The following is a 25,291-nucleotide window of genomic DNA, read 5'->3' on the forward strand; positions in this document are numbered from 1 at the left end:
CTATGTCACGTTGACCGCGAACAGCGCCTTTTCGGCGGCTTCCATCTCGGAGGCCTCATCAGCCGCCGGGAACAGGTGTCCGTAGGTATCGAAAGTCACGTGAATTGAGCTGTGACCCATACGCGCCTGAACGGCCTTGGGCGTAAGCTCCAGCCCTCCAGTCCGCCTTCCGATTTATGCACCACGCCGCATACCAGTGACGCGGCGCTGGATACTTTGGCGCCAAGATCGCGTTGCCGTCCTTGCACTTTTTGTGGGTGACGACAGACAGGCCAGCTGCAATCTCGGTTTCCCAAAGTCCGCGATGAAGCATGTTGTTGTGAAACTCGATGTTGCCTGCCTGATTAGCGAACGTTAGCCCTAGATCGTTTCAGCTTCCATTTCTTAAGGGTGTTCACCGCTATCGGTGGCGGGGGCACCGTCCGCTGTCCCGCCTCGCTCTTTGGCATCCTGACCTTTCCGTATTGATCGGCGCGCTGGCGCACGTGAAGCTGTCCCTTCTTCAGGTCGACGTCTTCCCATCTCAATCCCCGCGCTTCGCTTCTTCGCTTGACCGAAACCCCGTTAAGATCATGGTGATGAGCAACGGTCGGTATCTGCCAGTGGCGGCTTTGAGGATTTGACCTGCCACGGGTAATTTCCTCCAAATTGGATTAGAGTCCGGCCTATTGAAGGACGGACGCATGAAGAAGCAGAGATTTACGGAAGAGCAGATCATTGCTGTGCTGAAGGAGCAGGAGGTTGGCGCGAAGATGGCCGATCTCTGCCGCAAGCATGGGATTTCAGAAGCGACTTTTTACAACTGGAAAGCCAAATACGGCGGCATGGAGGTTTCCGAGGCGAAGCGCCTGAAGGCGCTCGAAGAGGAGAACGCCAAGCTGAAGAAGCTGCTGGCCGAGCAGATGCTGGACGCCGCCGCACTACGCGAGCTTCTTGCAAAAAAATGGTAGGACCTGCCGCCAAGCGTGAAGCCGTCGCGCATCTGAAGGCCGTCCTGGGTCTCTCGGAGCGGCGGGCCTGCCAAATCATATCCGCTGACCGAAAGACGGTGCGCTATCGCTCATGCCGACCGCCGGAGATCGAGCTGCGTGCAAGACTGCGAGAACTCGCAACCGAGCGACGGTGCTTCGGTTATCGGCGGCTGTTCGTGCTGCTCAAGCGGGACGGAGAACCGTCCGGGGTCAACCGCATCAACCGGCTGTATCGCGAGGAAGGGCTTTCGGTCCGCAAGCGAAAAGCCAGACGGCGTGCCGTCGGCACGCGTGCGCCGATCCTCGTCGAAGCGAAGCCAATGCTCGCTGGTCGCTGGATTTCGTCCACGACCAGTTCGCCTGCGGCAGACGCTTCCGCGTGCTCAACGTCGTCGATGACTTCACGCGCGAATGATCCCCGACACCTCGATCTCCGGCCGTCGCGTCGCACGGGAATTGACAACCCTCCTCGAGCGGCGCGGCAAGCCTGGCATGATCGTCTCTGACCATGGCACGGCGTTCACCTCGAACGCGGTCCTCGCCTGGTCGAAGGAACACAAGGTCGGGTGGCACTACATCGCGCCGGGAAAGCCGATGCAGAACGGCTATGTCGAATCCTTCAACGGCCGCATGCGCGACGAGCTGCTGAACGTGAGCCTCTTCTTCGGGCTCGGCCACGCCCGCAGTGCCATTTCCGAATGGATAGACTCCTACAATACGTTCCGGCCGCACTCTTCGATCGGATACCGTACCCGGAGCCTATGCCGGGACCATCGCCGCAACCGGCTCCAACGCTGCGCAAGGTGAAGGCTACGCTTTTCCGCCGGTTGCTCCCGCCACGTCAATTGGCGTATCGAAAACCGCCGAGGCTCTAATTGTGGAGCCTCAACAGGTTGTCCTGGGTAAGAGCGAGCCTAGTGATTGGTGGTTTTGAGTTTAGACTTCCGTGAGGCCTGTGCCAATTGTAGCGATGAAGCCATCGTGGCAGTTCGGCGGCGCGCATGTCCGAGTTGGGATAGGCGACGGCGTAGGCCCACTCTCTGAGGGCGGTCTGGATGAAGCGTTCGGCCTTTCCGTTGGTTTTAGGCGTATATGGTCTGGTGCGGACGTGCTTGAGGCCGTTGTCGCGACAAGCTTGGCCGAATGGCTTTGATGTGTAGCAGGGACCATTGTCGGTCATAACGCGCTCGACCGCGATCCCGAGGCTGGCATAATAGGCCAATGCCGCCTTCAAGAGGGCCACGGCGCTTTCTTTCGTCTCGTCCGGCAATATCTGTGAGAAAGCGATGCGAGAGGCATCGTCGATGGCCACATGAACGCATTCCCAACCGGCGCCCCAACTCTTGCCTCTGCGCGAACTCTGGCGAGTGCGATCGCCGGTGATGCGGTGGCCGACCTCATGAAACCGGCCGAGCTTCTTGATGTCGATATGAATCATCTCGCCGGGAGCCTGGCGTTCATAACGACGCACAGGCTCGGCCGGCTCGATATCCTTGAGGCGGGAGAGGCCTGCGCGCTTGAGAACCCGGCTCACCGTCGCTGCAGATACACCGGTTTCGATCGCGATGTGCTTGCCAGTCAGGCGCTGGCGGCGAAGCGTGATGATGCGCTCCGCCAGCGCCTGACTGGTCTGCCGGGGCATGGCATGAGGTCGGGAGGAACGATCGAGCATCGCCTCTCGACCACCGGCCTTGAAACGCTCGACCCAACGGCCGACGATCTTGGCCGCGACGCCATAGGCCTGTGCTGCCTGAGCCTGGGTCAGATGCCCTTCGATAACAGCAAGCGCCATTTGTTCCCGGCGCAACGGCGTCAGTCGGGCATTCTTATGAATGTTCAGTCGCGGCGATCCTTCCGACTCGAGGTGTGATAGCTCCAGTCTCCTAAATCCGCTTTGAATGGACAACCTCCCGAAAGCTCACATCTAATCGCCGCTGGATGAAAGTTCAGTGGCAAGTCAGGGTTTCGAAAAATCCCGCAGGTGCTATTGAACCTTCCAGACTTGAGTGAGTAGGTGTCCGATCTTTGCTGCGCCATACGGGGACACATGATCGTCGTCGAAGTAGTAGGGTAACTCTTCCCCCACAGAGCTGCACAAATCGTTATCGCAGAATGCCCGATGAGACGGAACCAATTGCGCAATATCTCCAACGATCGAGCGCAGCTTTTCGTCAGTGAAAACTATGCCCTTTGCGTGGCTGTCGATCCTGAAGACGTTCGAGTTCTCGCGCCCGAAATGCAATCGCCTCGCTGTCGGATTTGGAGCGTTGCTCCCCACGTTGGGCGGCTCCTCCACGACGATTACATTCAGCCCATGGTTTGCGAGCGTTTCCACAGTTCGCCGAAGAGATGAAGCAAAGTCGGTCTCGAGAGACGACAGATCGCCACCACCTGCTGCATCTTGCCACCAACGGGGGTACGCTGACCATCGAGCAACCAGCAGAGCGGTCTTAATGTCCGACCGCGATATGAAATCTGTGACCGCCGACGCGTATGCGGCGCATTGATCCGACAGATGGTTAGCCACAGCGGTCGGCATGCAACCTGGCTTGGTAAAGAGGTAGCCAGAAATTCCCCGGCTTTTGGCGATGTCATCAACGGCGGGCGAAAGCGCTCGTGCATGAGAGTCACCCCACAGGACAAATGAAGCGCCTGAGGTTCCTGCACCTAGTTTGAAGCCATCTACCGGTAATTCATGCAGATTAGCTGGCGGAAGTTCCCTGCCTTTTGTCGCGGCGAGCAGATTTCTCACCTCCGGTGTCAACCGCCAGGCCATGCCGCTCGAACTTGCGGCCAGTCCAAACAGGGCGATTGCAGCGGTACAAACTGCAATGCAGCCAAAGTAGACACCGCGGCTGGTCATCGACCTAGCGGTGCGACGGAAAGGCACCTCAATATAGCGCCAAGAAAGGTAAGAGATGGAGACCACAATTACGGCGAGGGCTGCTGTCTCGTACCCACGTAATTCTCTGATTGCAAAGTACTTCGCGAACACGAGCACAGGCCAGTGCCATAGGTATAGGGAGTAGGACATCAAGCCCACGAGCACCAACGGCTTGCAGCCTAACGCTCGCGCGACCCCATGGGGAGCGGCGTTGTGGGTTCCTGACCATATGATCAAGGCTGCCCCGATGGTCGGCACCAGGGCCCATGGACCAGGGAAAAGCAATACGCTGGTCATGAGGATGCATCCGCCCACTATCATAACAATTCCTATGCTCCCTGCCAAGTTTTGCAGCGCGGCGGTCCGCAGTGTCGGAAGGACGCCAAGTGCAAGGACTGCCCCAATGAGTAATTCCCAAGCACGAGATCTGAGCAGGTAGAATGCGGCGTCTTTGCTCACGTATGTTACGATTTCGGTGCTGTACAAAAACAAGAGTACAGCGCCTGCCGCCACTCCTGCGGGGATCAACCGGGGAAAGAGACGCGCAGCGACTGCGAAGCACAGTGGGAAGATTAGGTAAAATTGGCCCTCGATCGAAAGAGACCACGTATGCAGCAAAGGCTTTGTCGAAGCTGACACATCGAAATAGCCCGCTTCCCGCCAGAAATTTATGTTGGACCTAAGTATCGCTATGGAAGTGGCGCTTTTCCCGAATAGTTTCAGGTCGTCGGTCATAAAAAGTGTGAAAGCGAGAACGCTCGATACCGCCACAACCACGAGCAAAGCAGGATATATCCTGCGAATTCGTCTTTCGATGAACCCTATTAGGGTCAATTTTCCTGAAAGATATTCAGTGCGCAATATGGTTGTGATCAGGAAGCCTGATATAACGAAGAATACGTCGACGCCAATGAACCCGCCCGGCGTGGCGGCGAAGCCAAAGTGGTAGAGGATTACTATGCCAACCGCAATCGCACGCAAGCCATCAACATCGGGTCTATAAGAATGCTTTGTCACTCCGCCAGCCAGCGGCTCGCGTGACGCCGAACGATTATAAAGGTTCATCTGCAATCCGTGTTAGAACGTGCCCGATCGACTGATAAAGCTCGACAGATAAATCACCCGAAATACCGCAGCTCATCGATCCTATTCGGAAAATCGCTGGCGAGCACCCTATTAGGCTTTTACTCGGTAAAATGGAATATGTGGGACTGAGTGAGGCGATCATCCGCTGGGAGAAACTGAAACCACCGCAGACCAGCCCGGGCTTGTCGCGCCCGTCACTGCGCGTTGGCTGCGCATGCGGTTTCCGGCATACTCGGAATCTTGTGGCCGAGCAGCAGGGCGATTTGGCTGTAGTAGAAAATCTGCTCCTCATCCCGCCCGAATAGCCTGTTGGGCCGTGCCCAGTACGACGATGTCGTTTGATCTAGAGCGAGAAGCGCCGTCTGCATATCCGCGATCATCTGACTTTCGGGACCAGGGCGTTCTTTGTATAGGGCCGCGCCTACTTGGGCGACAGCCGCGGCGGCAACGACCAAGCATACCGCCGCTTTCGACAACTGCCACTTCGCGGCTAGACGGTAGATAAAGAGCGCTATGCCCGCAATCACAACCGCCAGGAATAACGAGCCGTAACGCGAGTGCAATTGGAAGAAGACGTATCGACCAGAAAACTGGTCGACATACCCCTTTGCCATTACAAATCTTAACACGGACATCGATCCCAGCCACGTCATGGTAATGATGACGATATCCGAGAGGCTCCCCGGTGGGACTGGAATGCTTACCCTTTTGAGCAAGCGCGCCGCTCGACCGAATGGGTCCAGCCGGTAGGAAGCCACGGCCAGTGAGATAAACGCGGCCAGCACCAACGCAAGCACCCCCAGACCCACGATTTGGGTCAACTCTTCCCTCAGTATGATGCATGCCGCGGAAATTCCGCATAACAACAGCGTCGGCCGGTCGGTGAAAATCCGCGGCCGGAATAGCGCATCCATCCCGAGGAACGTGAACACGATCAGCGTCGCGTTGCTTTGATGGACGAAGCCTAGAACCGCCAGGACAGCGTAGAAGACACGGTAGTTGCCCTGCCAACGCCACGTGCACGCCGCCAACAGCAGAAGTGCCGACAAACCTCTAGGTGCGAAATTGAAGATGTTAAAATTCTGGTGCGCCGAGAGCACGAACTTCACGGAGAGGAGCCGATCGCCGGTGGTCAGCCGATCACCACCGGCATGCATGCCCGCGAGCGCTGCGCACACGACTGCCGCCACCGCGAAGATCATTAGCCGTTCAACGGAATTCCTACCGAAGGAAATAAGACAGATGGCGGCAAGGGTTGTCAGGATCTGCGCTATCTGAAAAGTGCCAATAAAGGCTGCGCTATCGAAGGCCGACATACCGCTGGCATGAGGGAGCACGGAGAACACTCCATTCCAAACCCACGATAGCAAGGTGTAGTTCCAGATGTAGTTGTAACGAAGATCAAGCCTCGACACGAAACTTGCCTCCGTGTCTCCATTTTCATTGACCTGCACACACGACAGCAGCGTATGGAAAGTCGACTTGAAGGAATTCGGAGTGTGTGAAACCAGGCCGGATAGCAGGTAGTAGAGATTGTCGTCATCGAGACGGAACGTGCTCAGGAAATTAAGTGTGGCGAAATAGATAATGAAAGACGCCAGAGCTACGGCGGTTATGCTTTTAAAAAATACGGCTTTGTTCATTGCGAAGATTTTTTGCCCGCTACCCCAGACTCAACCCAATACCATTGATTGCCCGTTCGCCATAGACCCGCCGACGTTTGCGGCAAAGCAGCGTAGCGGCATAGCCTTCTCGTCAGTGAAGTTATCCACACATTGCGCAGAAAGCGCGTCCGACTGTAGATGTTGGTGATGCGGAAACGACGAAAACATCACCGTATTCCTATCTGAGAATTTATTCTGAGGCGACCGGTCACGGGGCTGCATTCTTACCGACACACTATGTGACGCGGATTACCTCATTTGACATCAGCAGAAGGAAGCTGCCCTCATCGAGACGCTCGGCAACCTCGCCGTCTTCCGTGACGTAGTCCACCCGTGGACTTGCCGAAAACCTAGGCGCCCGCATTTGTTCAATCACAGTGTAGTTGCGGCCTGCCGCGTTAGAACAGTGGAACCGCTGAGTCTCGACGTAATTTGCCATATTCATCACTCGGAACGATTTTTATCTTCCGGATATTTTGGCAATTGTTCCGCAGAGTCAAGAAAAGTGGCGTGCGAATTGGTCCACGAGCAGCGGGCGCCGAGGTGCATTTCAGAAATCGAAGCTCTTGTCATCCTTGTAGGATCGACGGAACTCCTCTTCCCACGGATCGTAGAACTTGATCGCTTTGGGAGGCGGGGGCCGCTTTTCCGGTTCGTCGTTCTTGTCTTTTGATTCAGTCATGGCGTCACCTTTTATGGGCGCCTTTTACTCACCTGACGCACATGCGTCGACCCTCGCCTGAACACGTTTTGTGGACATCGTCAGGATGCGTGGCTGGAGTGGAAAGGGTAACTTGCCTACTTTTTACGAAGGTGCCAACGGCAGCGCCAAGAGCCTAAAGCAACTGAGATTGCTGTATCATCAAATATCACTTGACCAGGCCGCGCCCAACCCAAATCCGATCGCGGCACCCAGAGCCACCGGCCAAACCTTCGTCAGCCGCCTCACCCCTCCGCATCCTTGTTGGCGATATCCTCGGCCAAGGCCACGGCGTGCTCTGATAGAATGGCAGCAACGTTGTCGAGAAGCATAGCCAGTTCAGGGTCGCTGTCAAAAAGCTGCTCCTGCTTGGCTTTCAACTTCTCGGTATAGAAGTTGTGGATATGCAATGAACCGGTCATCTGCGCGAGACTTGGCATGCTGATGCTCCTAACAAAGGACGGGCGGTCCGCCAAGGATAGCGTGGCTCAGGCATTACCATCCACATCGCCGTCTTCATCGAGCTCGTGGACCGGCAGATAGGTGTTCTTCTCCAACCACTCCCGCACGATAAACCTGATCGTGTCGTTGCGCGTAAGTCCGAGCTCGCCGACCAGGTCGCGGAGCACTTCCTCGACATCATCATCCATCGAGGCAGCCGAGGCATTGCGCAGGCGTAGGGCGGCCCGACGAAGCATGATCTGCAGATCAGCTCGCGAGATATCTGCGATCCGATCGGCGGCATCCTCGAGGAGGGCGGCGGTGTCGGGCATCGTCATGGCTTCAATTCGCCGTTGTCTTTGAGCACTCCACAGCGAAAATCGTGTTTCTCCACAACTTGCTGCTCGAAGGGACATCCGGCCCAAGCGCGGGGATACGGATAATCGCGGCCACCGAGCAGCGCGCTTGCCAAAAATAGCGCGAATAGGCGTTCTATGCTCAACTGCGTTGTTCTCGTGCCGATTGTTTCTGCCAAGTATCGAGCCCTGCCTGGGTAAGCATATAATAGCCGATCTGATCGGGGAATTTCTCCTGCGGGAATGTCTCCAGGAAGCCGCTGGCCTTCAGTCTTTCCTCGGTCTCGGGTCCGCAGTCCTTTACCTCTCGCCACCCTATTTTAATGTTTGGTCCAACAGAGGATAGATATCTCAGAGCCTTGATCTCGCGGTTTCTCAACGGAGTTCCAGAAGCTGCCCACTCGGCATCGGCCTTCGCCCGGAGCCTCTTATCCTCGCGTCCTCTGGTGGATCAAAGCCTAGTTTGTCGTACCATTGTTTAAGAGGATTGTCGGGATCGTTGATGATCGGATAGCCCCCAGGTCCATTCTTCGGTTTAGCTTCTGACGAAGCCCTTATCCGTTCACCAAATCGAGGATTGGCTTGACGCTTTCGGAGATGGTTGGCGAAAACGCCGGTGTCGACATCTCCCCAATCCTCATCGCCATCTGGCTGAAGCGCGAGAGGGGCGGCGGTGGTTGGCCTAATTCCGGCCCCAGGGAAAATCGTCATGATTAGTGATCTGAGATCAACTTGAACTGCCGCGCCAGTCTTCTCGGCGGCATCGAATGATGCGCTCGACATCGGCTTGCCTGAGTGATCTTCGAGTCATCACCACGGCTCCATTCGTAGCAAGGCCGGCCATGCTCCCGGTATGATCGATTTGCGCGTCATGAGCCGTTTCGCTTGTTCATTAGCCACTCCGCAAGGCTGGCTTCTGCCTCTTCTTCCCGAGATGGTTTTCGTTTCGCGGCGTACGACGGCCTGAATGGCATCACGCAAGGATACTTCCCTCGGGCTCAAGCTCAATGGTGACGTCCTCGGCATTTGAGACATCAGCCAACCGCTTAATCTCAGAAGTCGAGAACAAGACTCTCTTGGTCATAGCGTAGCTTTCGATCCACCGCGCGACTCCTTTTTGGTCAGCCGTTCGATGAGCGCATCAGTATCAGCTTCGCTCCAAAAAGAGGCCGATGGCGCCGCATCCTTCTGCCTCTACGGCCTTGGCTTTGCCGCCTCGATTATCGTCTCGAAGTCCTCCGGCATGAGGAACATGGTTTTGCCCACCTGACGATAAGCACCAAGCTCTCTGGCCCTTTCGCACAAAGTCCGTTCGGATATTGAAATGCCGGCCTTGGCGAATCTCGCTACCAACTGCTCAGGCGTTATTGCACCTTCAATGTTAGGCATTTTATCGATATTTGATGTCTCGGATCAAACGGTAGCCAAAGCACACACCACCGTTCCACTCGCGGAGAACCTCGCCGCATACGCAGCTCCAGGAGTCCACATCCCGAACTGGCAGCCGCATTCGTTTCTCTTCGTAAACCCGACCGCACTTGCATCTCACTTCGTCCATTTTCAAGAACCCCTTTGAGTGCTCCGATGCTGCAAACTGCGCTGGCAGAGTCAAGCGTCTCGGCGATTTGTATTTTGGTTTGGGGAGGGTTGGCGGTTGCGATCGAACGCTGCGCAGCATCCGCCTCATATTCAATTCACGCTCGTCTCTTGGCTAGCACGCGCACCAAGTTAAGCATCGCTTCCTTACCTTGGGTAGCAGATCTTTGGACGTCATCCAAGTTCCTCGCAGGTGTCCCAGGTCATGTCGCATGTGGCAAACCATGTTGCATGGAGTCACCGTGTCTCGTTGGAAACGCCTAGAAATGCGGGGGACAGGCTGCGATACCATCCGACATGAAAGCCGTGACTACGCACTTATAGCAAGCGATTAATTAAGCAATTTCCCTAAGAAATAATTGGCTGGGGAACCTGGATTCGAACCAAGATCGACGGAGTCAGAGTCCGCTGTTCTACCATTGAACTATTCCCCAGCAAGGGCGAACCGGCGGGCGGTTCGGCTGGTGTGCGGCGCTTATAAACAAAAGCCCGCCGATTGCAAATACCTGTTTTGAAAAAAATCGGCCTTCTTAGCCAAGGCTGAAAATATTCCGCAAATCCCTCTCCCAAAAAAGAATTTGGTGATTTTGGCGGGCGCTGATATTCTTGCGGCAACGCAAAAATCGAACGAGCGCCTGCTGCATACCTCAGGGAGTTGCGCGGCGCGGTGGATAAACAACGTGGAAGACCCCGAAGGCGGCGTGAAGCCGCAATTTGACGGGGCGTCGGCGGCAGGGCGCAAGGACGGCAAAAAGTCCAGGCGCCGCAAGGGCAGGCGCGGCGGGCAAACCCGCAGCGCCGCTCATCCCGCTTCGCATGAGCTCTCCGGCAACGCCGGGCAGCCAGCGCGCCCAATGGAAGATACCGCCGGACATCCGGCGCGCAAGCGAAAGCGGCGCCGTCGCGGTGGCCATGGCGCTTCGCAGGAGGGCTCGCTTCAACTCCAGCCGATGGAACAGACGGGCGTCGCAGCCAATGCCGCCCGGGACGGCGGCGATTCGCCGTCGAGCCGGCGCAACCGCCGCAAGCATCGCGGCAAGCGCGGCCTGCAGGGCCGGCCGCTGACGCCGGCAAAGCCTTCGAATATCCAAGCGCAGGAAAACCGGGCTGAGGAGACGGCGCGTGCCGCCGTACCGCGCGAGATGCAGAACGGCGCCGGCCGCAAGGGCCGCCCGGAGAGCCACGCGCACCAGGGGGATCGCCAGGCGCCCGAGCATGCCTGGCCGGAAGAGCTTTATGCCGCTCTCGATCTCGGCACCAACAATTGCCGTCTGCTCATCGCCCAGCCGACCCGTCCAGGCCAGTTTCGCGTCGTCGATGCCTTTTCGCGTATCGTGCGCCTCGGCGAGGGCCTTGCGGCGAGCGGCCGTCTGTCCGACGAGGCGATGGAAAGGGCGATCGAGGCGCTGAGGGTCTGCGCCTCTAAGCTCCGGAATCGGGAGATCCGCCGCATGCGGCTGATCGCCACCGAAGCCTGCCGCCAGGCGGTCAATGGCGAGGAATTCCTCGGCCGCGTCGTTGCCGAAACCGGCCTCGAGCTTGAAATCATCGATCGGGAGACCGAGGCGCGGCTTGCCGTCTCCGGCTGCTCTTCGCTCGTCGGCCGCGAGACACGCTCCGTCGTACTCTTCGATATCGGCGGCGGCTCGTCGGAGATCGCCGTCATCCGCATCGGCGACAATCGCTTCAGCCGGCTCGCCAATCACATCACCCATTGGACGTCGCTGCCGGTCGGCGTCGTGACGCTGTCGGAGCGTCACGGCGGGCGCGATGTGACGCCGGAGCTTTTCGAAGGCATGGTGCGCGAGGTCGAAGGCATGCTCGGGAGCTTCGATTGCCCCGAGATCGAAATTGTCCAGACCGGAGATTTCCACCTAATCGGCACGTCGGGCACGGTGACGACGCTTGCCGGCGTCCATCTCGACCTGCCGCGTTATGACCGGCGCAAGGTCGACGGCATCTGGCTGTCGGACGACGAGGTCTCCGCCATGCAGGCAAAACTTCTCTCCTGGGATTTCGACAGCCGCGCGGCCAATCCCTGCATCGGACCGGACCGGGCCGATCTGGTGCTCGCCGGCTGCGCCATCCTCGAGGCGATCCGCCGCCGCTGGCCGAGCCCGCGCATGCGCGTTGCCGATCGCGGCTTGAGGGAAGGCCTGCTCACCGACATGATGGCTGATGACGGCGTGTGGCGGCGCAATCGCAATCGCCGCGGCCAGCGTGCGAAATGAGGGGAAGGGCATGACCAAGGCACCGATCGCGGGAAATCGCACCGGCCGCAAGCTCGGCCAGCGCGTCAAGAACAAGAAGATGAAGGCCTCCTCCCGCCAGTGGCTGCAGCGCCACATCAACGATCCCTATGTGCAGCGCGCCCAGCTCGAAGGCTATCGCGCCCGCGCCGCCTTCAAGCTGTTGGAGATCGACGAGAAATACCACATCCTGCGCGGCGCCAAGCGGATCATCGATCTCGGTGCGGCGCCCGGCAGCTGGTCGCAGATCGCCGCCAAGGTCACCGGTTCGACCGATGAGGATGTCCGTGTCGCCGCGATCGATTTCCTGGAAATGGCCCAGCTTCCCGGCGTCAAGATCCTGCAGCTCGATTTCCTTGATCCGAGTGCGCCGGAAAAGCTGATGGAGGCCGTCGGCGGCACGCCCGATCTGGTCATCTCCGATATGGCGGCGCCGACCACCGGCCATCACCGCACCGACCACCTGCGCACCATGCATCTGTGTGAAGTCGCGGCCCATTTCGCCATCGAGGTGCTGGGGGAGGGCGGGCATTTCCTCACCAAGACCTTCCAGGGCGGCACCGAGCGCGATCTGCTCACCCTGCTCAAGCAGAATTTCCGCCAGGTCGTCCACGTCAAGCCGAACTCGTCGCGCGCCGAATCGGTTGAGATGTTTTTGCTGGCCAAGGGCTTCAAAGGCCGCAAGGCGGAAGGTCAAGCAGAGGAAGCTTGATCTCCGGCCGATCCAGGCCGATGATGACGATCCCATGCTACTTTACGTCACGCTCGGAACCAACGACCTTGATCGCGCAGGGCATTTTTATGATGCCGTTCTGCCCGTGCTCGGCTATCGCCGCCAGCATTATTCGCAGGAGGAGATCGGCTATTCCGCCGACGGCGATACGCGCTGCCGCTTCTGGGTGGTGACGCCCTTCAATCGCCGCCGGGCGAGCGCGGGCAATGGCGCCATGGTCGCGTTCGCGGCTGAAACGCGGGCAGCCGTCGATGCCTTCCATGCGGCGGCAATCGCGGCAGGTGCTGCCGATGAAGGCGGGCCGGGTCTGCGCCCCTACCATGCCCATTTTTATGCCGCCTATGTCCGCGATCTCGACGGCAACAAGCTCTCTGCCGTCTGCGAGAGCCCTGAATAGGAAGCTTATTTCACGGCTTGCTGCTCGGCCTCGATCGCAGATGCCGCCACACGCTTTGAGCGGTGGCCGGAAACGAGCGTGCCGGCATTGCGGTCCATGCGGATGAAGGGAATGGTCGCAATCACCGTCAGTCCGGCGATGATGTAGAAGGCGAGGTGGAAATCAGCCACCTGCAGCGCCTCGCCCCTGATGTAGATCGAGGTTTCCAGGATCGCTGCCGCCACAGCGACGCCGAGCGCCAGGCTGACTTGTTGCATCACCGAGCTCATCGATGTCGCCTGGCTCGCTTGCGCATCGTCAATCTCGGCAAAGGCTAGCGCATTGACGCCGGTGAACATGAAAGAGCGGGAAAAGCCGCCGAGAAGCAGCACGCCGATGATGACGAGATGCGGCGTTGCCGGCGTGAAGAAGCCGGTGATGACGGTCACTCCAGTCGTCACCATGGCGGCGCCGATCAGCGTCGTGCGGAAGCCGGTTGCCGCGAAAACGCGCTTGGCCATGAACTTGGTGGTGATCGCCCCGATCGCCCCGGCGAAGGTGATGAGGCCGGATTGGAACGGCGTCAGCCCGAAGCCGAGCTGCAGCATCAGCGGCGTCAGGAACGGCATGGCGCCGACGCAGATGCGAAAGAGGTTGCCCCCGGTGGTCGAGGCCCGGAACGTCGGATTCTTGAAGAGGTTGAGGTTGAGGATCGGCGCCGGGTGGCGCTTTGCATGGCTGATATAGAGGACGCCGCAGGCAAGCCCGATCAAGGTCGCACTGATGCCGATGATCGGCGGCAGGGCCGGGAGACTGACAACCGACAGGCCGAAGACGACGCCAGCGGCCGAAAGCGAGGTGAGCACGAAACCGGTGAAATCGAGCTTCGGCGGCGCTGTCGCCTCCACCTCCGGCAGGAAGATCGTCGCCAGCCAGATGCCGATGATGCCGACCGGCACGTTGATCAGGAAGATCCAGTGCCAGCTGAAATAGGTGGTGATGAAGCCGCCGAGCGGCGGGCCGGTGAGCGGGCCGACAAGCGCCGGGATGGTGAGCAACGCCATGGCCGAGACGAGATCGCTTCGCTGTGTCGTGCGCACCAGCACGAGACGGCCGACCGGCGTCATCATCGCGCCGCCCATGCCCTGCAGGAAGCGGGCAAAGACGAATTCGACGAGGTTGGAGGAGGCGGCGCAGAAGATCGAGCCGATGACGAAGACCGATATGGCGAGGCGGAAGATCTTCTTGGCGCCGAACCTGTCGGCCATCCAGCCGCTGACCGGAATGAACACCGCAAGCGCCACCATATAGGAGGTCAGCGCCAGCTTCAGCGTGATCGGCCCGACATGGAGATCCGCGGCGATCGCCGGCAGCGCCGTCGAGATCACGGTTGAATCCATCTGTTCCATGAAGAGAGCGACGGCGAGGATCAGCGGGACGATGCGGTTCATAGGCGGGAGCCTTGAGGGCGCGAGATCAGGGCGGGAACGGCCCGTGTTGTTTAGTCCTGCCTGGTGGGCCTGCCAATCCCTCAATCGATTTCGCCGACACGTTTGGTTCACGTCTGCGTGAGGCGGCTTGTCCGACAAGGTCCGCTATCAAGATTGACCTATGTCTACGCTGCCGGGGCAAGAAATCCGGCAGGGTGTCATCGGTCGCAGAGCGACAAGAGCGCGTCATGGGGGATGGATATATGGCAATTTCAACGCGAATGACACGGCGCACGCTTTTTGCCGCAAGCCTCGGCCTGCTGGCGGCGCCGGCAATTTTGAGAGAGAAGGCCGAAGCGGCCGTCACTGGAGCAAGCAGAAGTATGGATATAACGCCTTTACCCGAAATCAATCAGTTCAAGCTCGGTTCTTATAAGTTCACCGTCGTCAGGGACGGTATCAACATCTCCGAAAAGCCTTTTGAGACCTACGGCACCAATCAGGATCCCGAATCCGTCCAGGCGTTGCTGACCGCAAACTTCCTGCCGGCCGACAAGCTCCTGAACGGCTATGCGCCTGTTCTTATCGACACCGGTTCCGATCTCATTCTCGTCGACACCGGCTTTGGCGCGGGTGGCCGCGCCCGCGGGCTAGGAAAGCTCACCGAGGGCCTGAAGGTGGCGGGATATTCACCCGAGGACGTGACCCTGGTGGCTCTGACCCATCTGCACGGCGATCACATCGGCGGGCTGATGGAAGACGGCGCGCCCGCCTTCAAGAATGCCCGTTATGTCATCGGTGAGGCCGAATATGATTTCTGGTCGAACACCGCGCGCGCGGGCACACCAGCTGAGGGCGGCCACAAGGCCGTGCTTGCCAATGTGACGCCGCTTGCCGAAAAAGCCACCTTCATCAAGGATGGCGCCAGCGTCGCGCCGGGCATGACCGCGATGCTGGCAGCCGGCCACAGCCCTGGGCACATGGTGTTCCACGTCGAATCGGAAGGAAAGCGCCTGGTACTGACCGGCGATACGGCCAACCACTATATCCTGTCGCTGCTGCGGCCGGATTGGGAGGTGCGCTTCGATATGGACAAGGCGCAGGCGGCCGCCGCCCGCCGCAAGGTTTTCGACATGATCGCGGCCGAGAAGATCGCCTTCCTCGGCTATCACATGCCGTTCCCGGCGGTCGGTTTCGCCGAGAGGCAGGACGGCGGCTATCGCTTCGTGCCGAAGACCTATCAGTTCGATATCTGATCGCAAGCGGTTCCGTTTTTCCCGGAATTGCTCTTCGTGCATGGCACCCATGACGAGCCCGGCGGATATGCCGGGCTTTTTGCTATTTCCTTCCTGTCATAGACGTGTTACCAGCCCTCGCCAACTTCCAAGCAACTCATGCACACCGCCGGGGCGGACGATTCGTTTCCGGGACGGGTTGCATTTTTCTTAACTGAAGGAATTTGGCCATGGCCCGCATCATAGAAACGGCAACCGGCGCGGACGCGCTCACCTTCGACGACGTGCTGCTGCAGCCCGGCCATTCCGAGGTTATGCCCGGCCAGACGAACATCGCGACCCGCATCGCCCGCGACTTCGACCTCAACATCCCGATCCTCTCTTCGGCCATGGACACGGTCACCGAAAGCCGGCTGGCGATCGCCATGGCTCAGGCCGGCGGCCTCGGCGTCATCCACCGTAACCTGACGCCGGTCGAGCAGGCCGAAGAAGTCCGCCAGGTGAAGAAGTTCGAAAGCGGCATGGTCGTCAATCCGGTCACCATCGGGCCGGATGCAAAGCTTGCCGAGGCGCTCGGCCTGATGAAGTCGCACGGTATCTCCGGCATCCCGGTCGTCGAGAAGTCCGGCCGCCTCGTCGGCATCCTGACCAATCGCGACGTTCGCTTCGCCTCCGATCCGGAGCAGAAGATCCACGAGCTGATGACCAAGGACAATCTGGTCACCGTCAAGGAAAACGTCGATCAGCAGGAGGCCAAGCGCCTGCTTCACTCGCACCGCATCGAAAAGCTGCTGGTCGTCGATACCGAAGGCCGCTGTGTCGGTCTGATCACCGTCAAGGATATCGAGAAGTCGCAGCTGAACCCGAACGCCTCCAAGGATGCGCAGGGCCGGCTTCGCGCCGCCGCCGCCATCAGCGTCGGCGATGACGGCTTCGAGCGCGCCGAGCGGCTGATCGAGGCCGGCGTTGACCTCTTGGTCGTCGATACCGCCCATGGCCACTCGCAGCGCGTGCTGGATGCCGTCACCCGGGTCAAGAAACTGTCCAACTCGATCAGGATCATGGCCGGCAACGTCGCCACTTATGACGGCACCAGAGCGCTGATCGATGCGGGCGCCGATGCCGTCAAGGTCGGTATCGGCCCGGGTTCGATCTGCACGACGCGCATCGTCGCCGGCGTCGGCGTTCCGCAGCTCGCCGCCATCATGTCGGCCGTGCAGGCCGCACAGGATCAGGATGTGCCCGTCATCGCCGATGGCGGCATCAAATTCTCCGGCGATCTTGCCAAGGCGATCGCCGCCGGCGCTTCCGCCGTTATGATCGGCTCGCTGCTTGCCGGCACCGATGAGAGCCCGGGCGAGGTCTATCTCTACCAGGGCCGTTCCTTCAAGGCCTATCGCGGCATGGGCTCGGTCGGGGCCATGGCCCGCGGCTCGGCCGACCGTTATTTCCAGGCTGAGGTGCGCGACACGCTGAAACTCGTGCCTGAGGGCATCGAGGGCCAGGTTCCCTATAAGGGCCCAGTCTCGGCCGTCGTCCACCAGCTCGCCGGCGGCCTCAAGGCGGCCATGGGTTATGTCGGCGGCAAGGACCTGAAGGATTTCCAGGAGCGGGCGACCTTCGTGCGCATCTCCGGCGCCGGTCTTCGCGAAAGCCATGCGCATGACGTGACGATCACCCGGGAAAGCCCGAACTATCCGGGCGCCGGTCTCTGATCATGAAGACGGGCAGCGGGATTCCGCTCTGGATCATCGCGCTGCTCGCCGCTCTTTGCCTGGCCGTGCTGGCCTGGACGACCTTCGGCTTCGTCGTCCCCTTCGAGCATGAAACCGGCCAGGCGGTGCTCGATACCTATTTCGCCGGTTACGACGAGTCGGCCGTCTTCCACATGCAGACGCTGCTCGACGAGAACGAGACGGCGGCGAGACTGCTCAGCGCCATGTATTTCGGGCCGGAGCTGGTCTTTCCGGCATTGTTGACGGCGCTGCTGTTCCTCGCCTTCCTCAGGCTCGGGCCCGTCGGCGCCTGGTTTGGACGATCGCTGCATCCGCTCGTGGGCCGCGCGGTCTACCTGCTGCCGTTCCTCTACGGCCTTGCCGACTACGGCGAGAACATCTCAAGTCTGATCGCCTTCGGCGATGGCGGATCCGCGAGTCTTGCAGCGTATCTGCTGCCGTGGATGACCCGGCTGAAATTCGCAAGCCTCGCCATCTGCTTCATCCTCCTTGCCCGGCTTGCCATCGTCCGCTGGCTGTCGCCGCGCCAGGACTGAGACGCGGCCTCAGCCGCTGGCATCCTGCTCCCCTTTCGGCTACTCCTCGCAACGAATGCGGAAACGGAAAGGACTTGAGGGAGCATATGACCGGCTATCAAATCTTCTGGCCACTGCTTGCCCATGTGGCCCTGGTCTATGGTCTTTATGCGCTTCTTGGACAGCGGCGCGCGAACATGGTCCGCGCCGGCAAGATCGCGAAGTCGGATTATCGCGAAAATCGTGACGAGCCGGCCGAAAGCCTCGCCGTCAAGAATTGCCTCGCCAATCAGTTCGAACTGCCTGTGCTCTTCTACGCCTGCTGCATTCTTCTCTATGTCACCGAGGCCGACAATCTTGTCGCCGTCGCGCTCGCCTGGCTCTTCGTCGCCCTACGCTACGCCCATGCCGCCATCCACGTCACCAGCAATGATCTGCGCTACCGCAGCCCGATCTTCGCCGCCGGTTACCTCGCGCTCGCCGCCATGTGGGTCTGGCTGGCCGGGTGGATGGCAATGGGATAACGCGCGGCGACCCACGGCAGAACTCCCTGAACTGGAATCGATCCAGCAAAATCGTGCATAAATTCAAAATGTTGCAGCATCATTGGCGCGTCTGAAAGACACGCGCGCTGTCGTCGAAGAATAATCTCAGGAACATGGTTACCAATATTTAAATTGATTCGTCTATTTCTGCGCGAGCGAGTGATGGCGGGGACGATTTGCGGGCGAAGATGGACGAGAGGACAGGCGGGGCGGCGATCCATCGCATGGCCATGCTGCGGCTTGCGGGCTCGGCGAGCACTGCGGCGCTGGCGCTGATGCTGGCAGCAGAGCCGGGATGGGCGCAGCAGGTCATTACCGGCAACGACACGGAGATCGTCGACGGCAACGACCCGGGCGGCACCGGCTCGGGCACGCAGCCGGCTCCCTGGACCATCAATACCGATCTCGTCATTGGCGATCAGAATGGCGACGATGCGACCCTCATCATCCGCAATGGCGGCGCAGTCAGCAATGATACCGGCGTGCTCGGCGTCGATCCCGGCGCCAGCGGTACGGTGACGGTCACCGGGTCGGGCTCGAGCTGGAGCAATTCCGACGACCTTTATATCGGCCATCAGGGCACCGGCGCACTGACCATCGAAGACGGCGCTGTGGTCGACAACCAGTTCGGCTATATCGGTTATTTCTCCGGCGCCAGCGGCACGGTAACGGTGACCGGTACAGGTTCGAACTGGACGAACTTCCAGGATCTCACTATCGGCGACAGCGGCACCGGCACTTTGATCATTTCGAATGGCGGGACGGTCAACAGTGCATCCGGCTATATCAGCAACGATTCCAACGCCATTGGCGAGGTTATCGTTACAGGCGCAAACTCGCTGTGGAGCAATTCCATCGAGGTCTCGGTCGGCGCGGCCGGCGCGGGAACGCTGACCATTTCCAATGGCGGCTCTGTCACCGGCAGCTTCGGTTATGTCGGCTTCAGTTCGAACGGCAGCGGCGTGGTCAGCGTGACCGGTGCCGGATCGAGCTGGATCAGTTCCGGCGCGCTCGTCGTCGGCCAATTCGGTTCAGGCAGCGTGAGCATCGACGATGCCGGCATGGTATCGGCGTCCGAGGTCGTTATCGCCGATGATTCCGGGGCTACCGGCACTGTGGAACTTGCCGGAAGCGCCGGGAGCGGGCGCGGCATCCTGGAAACCGGCTATGTCGAGAGAGGCGGTGGCAGTGCCAGCCTCGTCTTCGACGGCGGCATTCTGCGGGCTACGGGCAACGAGGCGAATTTCCTGCGCGGCTTCAGTGTCGGGGAAGTGACGCTCGACGCCGGCGGCGCCTTTGTCGACACCAACGGCTTTGCTGTCGGCATAACCACGGATTTGCAGGGCGTCGGCGGCCTGACCAAGCAGGGCACCGGCACGCTGACGCTGTCCGGCATCAACGCCTATACCGGCGTGACGACGGTCGAGGCCGGCACGCTGGTCGCGGGCAGCGCCGGCGCCTTCGTGCAGAACGGCGCCTATACGGTGAATGGCGGCATACTCGATCTCGGCGGCTTCGACCTGACCATGGGTGAGCTTTCGGGAAGCGGCGGGGAGATCGCGCTCGGCGGCGCCGACCTCACGCTCGATCAGGCGAGCGACAGTATCTATGGCGGCACTCTCTCCGGCAGCGGCGACTTCACGATGGCCGGCAGCGGCACCCTGCGTCTGACCGGCGACAATTCCGCCTTTACCGGGACGACGACGGTTTCGGACGGCCACCTGATCGTCAATGGCAGCCTTGGCGGCATCCTGACGATGACGGGCGGCAGATTGGGCGGCTCAGGTGATATCGGCGCGTTGACCGCCGGGGCAGGCGTCACCATCGCGCCGGGTAATTCGATCGGAACCTTGACCGTTGGCGGCAATCTCACTTTCGATTCGGGCGCTACTTATGAGGTCGAGGTCGATCCCGCCGGCACCGCCAGCGATTTGATCTCGGTTACCGGCATCGCCTTTCTCAACGGCGCGACCGTTTCCCATATCGGAATGAATGGCCACTACAAGCCCTTCTCCACCTATACGATCCTCACCGCGAGCGGCGGGGTGAGCGGAACCTTTGGCGCCGTCACCTCCAATTATACCTTTCTGGCCGCCGACCTCTCCTATGATTTGAACAATGTCTACCTGGAAATTGCCCGCAATGATGTGAGCTTCAGCGACATGACGGCCACGCGCAACCAGTTTGCCGTGGCGCAGGCTACCGAGACGCTTGGCGTCGGCAACGACATCTACGATGCCATCGTCACCTTGCCTGACGACGAGTCGCAAGTTCAGGCGAGCTTCGACGCGCTTTCCGGCGAAATCCATGCCTCGATCAAGACGGCGTTGATCACCCAGAGCCTCTTTCTCCGCGAGGCCGCCAACGACCGTCTGCGCTCCGCTTTCGGCGATCCCGGCGCCGCCATGGTTCCGATACAAGCCTTCTGGCCGGGCGCTCCGGCAGTGACCGCCGGCGAAGCTGCGGACGGGCCGGTCTTCTGGAGTACGGCCCTTGGTGGTCTGAGCGAGACATTCACGGATGGCAATGCCGCCACATTCCGCCATCAGACGGGCGGCTTTCTTGCCGGTGTCGACAGCAATTTCGACGAGGTCAGGTTCGGCCTGATGGCCGGCTACAGCAATTCCCGGTTCGATCCCCGTCACCGTGCTTCGTCGGGTTCGAGCGACGATTATCATCTCGGCCTCTATGCCGGTACGCACTGGGGCGGTCTCGCCTTCCGGTCCGGCCTCTCCCATACCTGGCATGACATCGACACCAGCCGCCGTGTCGCGATCGGCAGCTTCGAGGACAGGCTCGACGCGAACTATGGGGCCGGCACGCTGCAGGGCTTTGCGGAACTCGGTTATCGGTTCGACAGGGCGGCAGTCTCTTTTGAGCCTTTCGTCAATCTCGCCCATGTGGGCATTCGAACGGAGGGCTTTTCCGAAAAGGGCGGGGCGGCCGCACTCGACGTCTCCGGCCGCACGACCAACACCACCATCACCACGCTCGGCCTGCGTGCCGAAACGGAGATCCGCCTGGGAGAGACGAGTGCCGTCCTGCACGGCATGTCAGGCTGGCGCCATGCCGCCGGCGATATCGTCCCCCTGTCAACGCAGGCTTTCGCAGGAAGCGATGCCTTCACCGTCGCCGGCGTGCCGCTGGCTGAGAACGCCTTCGTTCTCGACGCCGGCCTTGACGTCGCCCTGAACGAAGGTGCTGCGCTCGGGATCGCCTATTCCGGCCAGGTCGCGGAAGACGCCCAGCAGCATGGGGTTAAGGCGACGCTGTCTGTGAAGTTCTAAAACTTCTGGACGGTCATTCCCCCGCAACGAAGGGTCGCGACATCAGCCTTTTCCCGTCGACGAGAATTTCGCAACTATTTCAAGGATTCTTCAGTCCGGCGCAACCGGTGGGAACGGCTGGATTCCCGATTTTCATACGCGTTTGCCGGTCGTTAAAATGCGAGCCTTTCTGTTTACGCCTGATGAAGACCTGCATGTCATATCCGCTCGACGCGCTGGTGGCAGAAGCTGCCGCGCGCAACAATAAGAATGGGAACGACATGGGCGCGGAAAGCATGGAGCGCATCGGCTTGCGCAGGAAGCCGAAGCAGGAGCGCAGCATTCAGAGGCTGGATCTTATTCTCGCCGCCGCTGCCCAGATCATCGCCAAAAAGGGCGTCAGCGCCATGCGGATGACCGAGCTCGCGATCGCCGCCAAGGTGCCGATCGGCTCGGTCTACCAGTATTTCCCGGAGAAAGCGGCGATTGTCAAAGCGCTGTTCGATCAGCACGCTTCCGCAATCCAGACGAAGACGGCGGCGATGTTCTCCGACGTTCAGTCGCTCGACCAGGCGCTCGATCTCGTCTGCGATATCATCGATTGGTATTACGATTCCTACCATGACGATCCCGTCTATCTCGGCGTCTGGATGGGTACGGAAACCGATCAGGATCTGCTTCGGCTGAATATCGAGCATAGCGGCCGCGTCGCCGGCATTTTTCATGACGCCGTGCGCAGGCTGGCTCCCGATCTTTGCGACGAGGAAATGTTCGCCCGCACTTACCTTTTCAGCCATCTGATCGGCGCTGTCATCCGACTTGCCGCCATCAGCGAAGAGACCGTAGCGCGGCGCATGCTCGGTGAGTGGAAACGCGTCATCCGCGCCTCCCTTTTCACCGAGGCCGCGCCGCGCGCGGCCTGAGAGCCTCTACCAGCTCGGCACCATATTGGCTGCCCTCAGCCGCGGCTGCAGCCGAGCCTGTGCGGATTTGACCTCGGCTTCGAGATTGTCGTCGATCACTGCCGGCGTGATGTTGTCGAGGCAGGCGGTGATATGCGCGGTGATCGCATTCATCAGCGAGATCGAGACGCCGGGCCGCTTCATGATGCCGATCTGCACCGGCGGCAGAGCGGGAAAGCCGTCCGCTTGGCTCAACACTTTCATGCCGGTCCGCAGCGCCGATTCCGGCATCACCGAGACAGCCATGCCGGCAAGCACGGCCGCGGCGACAACGGTGCAGGACCAGCTGGTGAACAGGATCTGGTGTTCGCGCCCCACCGCATCGAGCGCCGAGCAGGCGAGCTGACGCCACTGGCAATCGCGCCGGCCTACGGCAAGCGGCACGGGCGCGTCGTCGCGAATGGGGTGGTTGGCCGAGCCTACCCAGCAGAGCGGCTCGGTTCTGACGACATCGGACATGCGCTCGCGCGGATTGTGGGTGACGAGCGCGATATCGAGCTCGCCCTTGTGCATGCGCTCGGCAAGGTCTACCGATGGCTCGCAGACGATATAAAGCTCGACGTTCGGATGGGTCTTGGCGAAGCGACCGATGATCTCCGGCATATAGCGGTCGGCGTAATCGTCGGGCGTGCCGATGCGCAGCGTCCCCTCCAGCCTGTTGTCGTCGAAGGCGGCGATCGCCTCATTGTTGAGGCGGATGATGCGCCGGGCGTAATTGAGCAGCTTCTCGCCCTCGACCGTCAGCCGGTTGCCGCGCCCATCCTTGATGAAGAGCTGCTTGCCGATGCGCTCTTCGAGACGGCGCATCTGCATGGAGACGGCCGATTGAGTCTTGTAGACCTTGTCGGCCGCCTTGGTGAAGCTGCCGGAATCGACGATGGCGATGAAAGTCTGCAACTGGTCGAGATCAAGAGGCGCGGACATGGTGTCACCCATAAAGATAGCTGATGATAATCATTAGAAACATTCGTTGGACTGATCAATAGGTCTTTGGCATCTTCGGGATGCAAATCAAGCAAAGTGAAGGACAGACACCCTGCCTGTCCAAGCAAATTCAGCCTTATCCCCTCCCGCACGACCTCGCGAGAGGGGTGGGTTGTTGCGTGCCCCAGAGAAAGGAGAGTTCGATGCTTATGACAAACCGGACAACAGAACTCGACTGCAGCAAGCTTACTCCGACGCTTTACCAGCGTCTGGTGGCAGGCCTCGCTCCGCTGGTCTCCCTCTTTCGCGGGTTTCGCAATCGAATGGAGGTCAACGGGCTGCATGATCTGAACGACAGTCAGCTGAGGGATATCGGCCTCACCAGGGCCGACCTGACCTCCGCCTTCCTGGCCTCGACCTTTTTCGAGGACCCGTCGGAACATCTGACGCGTTCGGCGCGCAATCGCTGGCGCCTGCAGCTCTTCCGCCCTCACGAGGACTAGGAGCGTCGAGTTTCCCCGCAGGGTGACAGCCAATAGCCCTGCCGCTTGACCCGGTGATCGGCTTTTCCCAAGCCATCACCGGGTTTTTTTATGCCTTGGGTTCAGGGGGCTTCGGCCGGTAGGTTTCGAAGATCGCTTCGAGATTGCGCTGGTAGCTCTTCTGCACCTCAAGCCCGCTGTCGAACATGGTGTTCAGAATGTTGCTATAGCTCTCGATATTGGCTTTTGCCTCCTCCTTCGGCGCCTCCGGCGCCTTGGTCGCCGGTTGTTTGGGCGCCGGCTGTTTGGCTGGCGGCTGCTGGCCGAGCCCGGTCATCATTTCCTGAAAGGCCTTGGCGAAGGGATTGTCGAGGAAGGGGTTCGGCTGAGGCGCCGGTTCCTGCTTCGGCATCGAAAACATTAGCTGCATCGCCTGGGTGAAGGGATTGTCGAAGATGTTGGGTTCCGGAGCCTTCGGTTTCGGCGCAAAGCCGGTGCTCTCGAGCCATTTCTGAATGGTCTCGCCCATTGCCGTGTTGACGAAGGGGTTGACCGGCGAGGCCATCTGGCCGGTCGTCTGCTTGAAGAGCCCGCCCATCAGCGTATCGGCCAAAACGGGCAGCATCTGCTTGTAGATATCCTGGCCGATCCCGGTCATCTGCGCCGCTTGGGCGGCGACCGCCCGCGAAACCTCTTTGGAGCCGAAGAGCTGGGCGAGGATGTTGTTGCCGTCGGAAATGCCCTCCGGCGTGAAAGCCCGGCTCATATCCTCGAAATATCGTGCATAATTGCCGGAGGCGACGGCCTGCATCAGCCCGACAAAATCGTAAGGATTGCTGGTGCTGCGCTTCAGGCCGGCGGAAAAGGCCGGCATCAGCGCCGCCATCGCCTTGGTCGCCTGTTCCTGCGCCAGGTTGAACTGCCGGGCGACCGCTTCCATCGCCGCACCGTTCTGTGCCTGCATCATCATGTCGAAGAGTGGCAGCATGGAGGTCCCTTTCCCCGAGTCGTGACGCGTGTAACGCCAATATATCCGGAAAAGGTAATGTGCAAACCGCTTTTTGCCATAAGACCTTAAAGCCGTTCCAGCAAAGAACCGGAGCGAGTTTTCCAATTGGAGAAGCCCGCAGATGCGGACGA

At 60.0% G+C, this 25,291-nt stretch carries 19 protein-coding genes, 1 tRNA gene and 1 pseudogene; 11 read left to right on the top strand and 10 right to left on the bottom strand.

Annotated features, from left to right (window positions below; translation table 11 throughout):
• Positions 1 to 683: 683 nt before the first annotated feature.
• Positions 684 to 1,905, top strand: a pseudogene (locus tag EFR00_RS16185) (IS3 family transposase).
• Here EFR00_RS16185 and EFR00_RS16190 read toward each other — a convergent pair.
• The 7 genes from EFR00_RS16190 to EFR00_RS16225 all read right to left on the bottom strand — a co-directional run bounded on the left by EFR00_RS16190 (position 1,843) and on the right by EFR00_RS16225 (position 10,132).
• Positions 1,843 to 2,811: an IS481-like element ISRel2 family transposase gene (locus tag EFR00_RS16190; RefSeq protein ID WP_077991138.1), complete on the bottom strand. Its 969-nt coding sequence runs from the start codon at positions 2,809 to 2,811 to the stop codon at positions 1,843 to 1,845. The pseudogene EFR00_RS16185 and the gene EFR00_RS16190 sit on opposite strands and share 63 nt — an antisense overlap.
• 144 nt (positions 2,812 to 2,955) lie before the next feature.
• Positions 2,956 to 4,920, bottom strand: coding sequence for an acyltransferase family protein (locus EFR00_RS16195; protein ID WP_077991105.1), 1,965 nt, complete (start codon positions 4,918 to 4,920; stop codon positions 2,956 to 2,958).
• Positions 4,921 to 5,135: 215 nt separating this feature from the next.
• Positions 5,136 to 6,584 (bottom strand): hypothetical protein, encoded by a 1,449-nt coding sequence (locus EFR00_RS16200; RefSeq protein WP_077991104.1) that lies wholly within the window; start codon positions 6,582 to 6,584, stop codon positions 5,136 to 5,138.
• A 571-nt stretch (positions 6,585 to 7,155) separates the two neighbouring features.
• A complete protein-coding gene (locus tag EFR00_RS33910; protein WP_281040127.1) occupies positions 7,156 to 7,287 on the bottom strand; it encodes a hypothetical protein in 132 nt (43 codons plus the stop codon).
• A 263-nt stretch (positions 7,288 to 7,550) separates the two neighbouring features.
• The gene (locus EFR00_RS16210) at positions 7,551 to 7,745 is read right to left on the bottom strand and encodes a hypothetical protein (RefSeq protein WP_125864851.1); all 195 of its coding nucleotides are present in this window, start codon (positions 7,743 to 7,745) and stop codon (positions 7,551 to 7,553) included.
• A 48-nt stretch (positions 7,746 to 7,793) separates the two neighbouring features.
• Complete coding sequence (locus EFR00_RS16215; RefSeq protein WP_077991103.1) at positions 7,794 to 8,084, bottom strand: CopG family transcriptional regulator; 291 nt, start codon at positions 8,082 to 8,084, stop codon at positions 7,794 to 7,796.
• Positions 8,085 to 10,058: 1,974 nt separating this feature from the next.
• Positions 10,059 to 10,132 (bottom strand) — tRNA-Gln (locus tag EFR00_RS16225).
• Positions 10,133 to 10,378: 246 nt separating this feature from the next.
• Here EFR00_RS16225 and EFR00_RS16230 point away from each other — a divergent pair.
• From EFR00_RS16230 to EFR00_RS16240, 3 genes are read left to right on the top strand one after another with little or no spacing between them, the layout of a single operon-like run.
• A complete protein-coding gene (locus EFR00_RS16230; protein ID WP_077991101.1) occupies positions 10,379 to 11,929 on the top strand; it encodes a Ppx/GppA phosphatase family protein in 1,551 nt (516 codons plus the stop codon).
• A 10-nt stretch (positions 11,930 to 11,939) separates the two neighbouring features.
• The gene (locus EFR00_RS16235) at positions 11,940 to 12,659 is read left to right on the top strand and encodes an RlmE family RNA methyltransferase (protein ID WP_039618056.1); all 720 of its coding nucleotides are present in this window, start codon (positions 11,940 to 11,942) and stop codon (positions 12,657 to 12,659) included.
• Between the two features lie 34 nt (positions 12,660 to 12,693).
• A complete protein-coding gene (locus tag EFR00_RS16240) occupies positions 12,694 to 13,077 on the top strand; it encodes a VOC family protein (RefSeq protein ID WP_077991100.1) in 384 nt (127 codons plus the stop codon).
• Positions 13,078 to 13,082: 5 nt separating this feature from the next.
• Here the strand turns inward: EFR00_RS16240 and EFR00_RS16245 are convergent, their stop codons facing one another.
• Positions 13,083 to 14,507, bottom strand: a complete 1,425-nt coding sequence (locus EFR00_RS16245) for a DHA2 family efflux MFS transporter permease subunit (protein WP_077991097.1) — start codon at positions 14,505 to 14,507, stop codon at positions 13,083 to 13,085.
• Between the two features lie 242 nt (positions 14,508 to 14,749).
• Between EFR00_RS16245 and EFR00_RS16250 the strand changes: the two genes are divergently transcribed.
• The 6 genes from EFR00_RS16250 to EFR00_RS16275 all read left to right on the top strand — a co-directional run bounded on the left by EFR00_RS16250 (position 14,750) and on the right by EFR00_RS16275 (position 22,706).
• Positions 14,750 to 15,742, top strand: a complete 993-nt coding sequence (locus tag EFR00_RS16250) for an MBL fold metallo-hydrolase (RefSeq protein ID WP_039618062.1) — start codon at positions 14,750 to 14,752, stop codon at positions 15,740 to 15,742.
• 209 nt (positions 15,743 to 15,951) lie between these two features.
• The gene (guaB, locus tag EFR00_RS16255) at positions 15,952 to 17,436 is read left to right on the top strand and encodes an IMP dehydrogenase (RefSeq protein WP_038687056.1); all 1,485 of its coding nucleotides are present in this window, start codon (positions 15,952 to 15,954) and stop codon (positions 17,434 to 17,436) included.
• 2 nt (positions 17,437 to 17,438) lie between these two features.
• Positions 17,439 to 17,993, top strand: a complete 555-nt coding sequence (locus tag EFR00_RS16260; protein ID WP_010060989.1) for a hypothetical protein — start codon at positions 17,439 to 17,441, stop codon at positions 17,991 to 17,993.
• An 86-nt stretch (positions 17,994 to 18,079) separates the two neighbouring features.
• Positions 18,080 to 18,496 carry an MAPEG family protein gene (locus tag EFR00_RS16265; RefSeq protein ID WP_010060991.1) on the top strand — a complete coding sequence of 139 codons (417 nt, stop codon included), beginning with the start codon at positions 18,080 to 18,082 and terminating at the stop codon, positions 18,494 to 18,496.
• A 209-nt stretch (positions 18,497 to 18,705) separates the two neighbouring features.
• Entirely contained in the window at positions 18,706 to 21,804 is a 3,099-nt protein-coding gene (locus EFR00_RS16270) for an autotransporter outer membrane beta-barrel domain-containing protein (RefSeq protein WP_038687059.1), read from the top strand.
• A 260-nt stretch (positions 21,805 to 22,064) separates the two neighbouring features.
• Complete coding sequence (locus EFR00_RS16275) at positions 22,065 to 22,706, top strand: TetR family transcriptional regulator (RefSeq protein WP_038692257.1); 642 nt, start codon at positions 22,065 to 22,067, stop codon at positions 22,704 to 22,706.
• A gap of 6 nt (positions 22,707 to 22,712) precedes the next feature.
• Here EFR00_RS16275 and EFR00_RS16280 read toward each other — a convergent pair whose 3' ends face one another.
• Positions 22,713 to 23,669, bottom strand: a complete 957-nt coding sequence (locus tag EFR00_RS16280; RefSeq protein ID WP_038692260.1) for a LysR substrate-binding domain-containing protein — start codon at positions 23,667 to 23,669, stop codon at positions 22,713 to 22,715.
• Between the two features lie 203 nt (positions 23,670 to 23,872).
• Here EFR00_RS16280 and EFR00_RS16285 point away from each other — a divergent pair, with 203 nt between their 5' ends.
• On the top strand, positions 23,873 to 24,172 hold the full coding sequence (locus EFR00_RS16285) for a YjiS-like domain-containing protein (RefSeq protein WP_009991201.1): 300 nt from the start codon (positions 23,873 to 23,875) through the stop codon (positions 24,170 to 24,172).
• A gap of 88 nt (positions 24,173 to 24,260) precedes the next feature.
• On the opposite strand, the gene EFR00_RS16290 is transcribed toward EFR00_RS16285, so the two are convergent.
• Positions 24,261 to 25,139, bottom strand: coding sequence for a DUF937 domain-containing protein (locus EFR00_RS16290; RefSeq protein ID WP_038687061.1), 879 nt, complete (start codon positions 25,137 to 25,139; stop codon positions 24,261 to 24,263).
• Positions 25,140 to 25,291 lie beyond the last annotated feature (152 nt).

This window comes from Rhizobium sophoriradicis (assembly GCF_003939025.1).
Taxonomy (GTDB): Bacteria; Pseudomonadota; Alphaproteobacteria; order Rhizobiales; family Rhizobiaceae; genus Rhizobium; species Rhizobium sophoriradicis.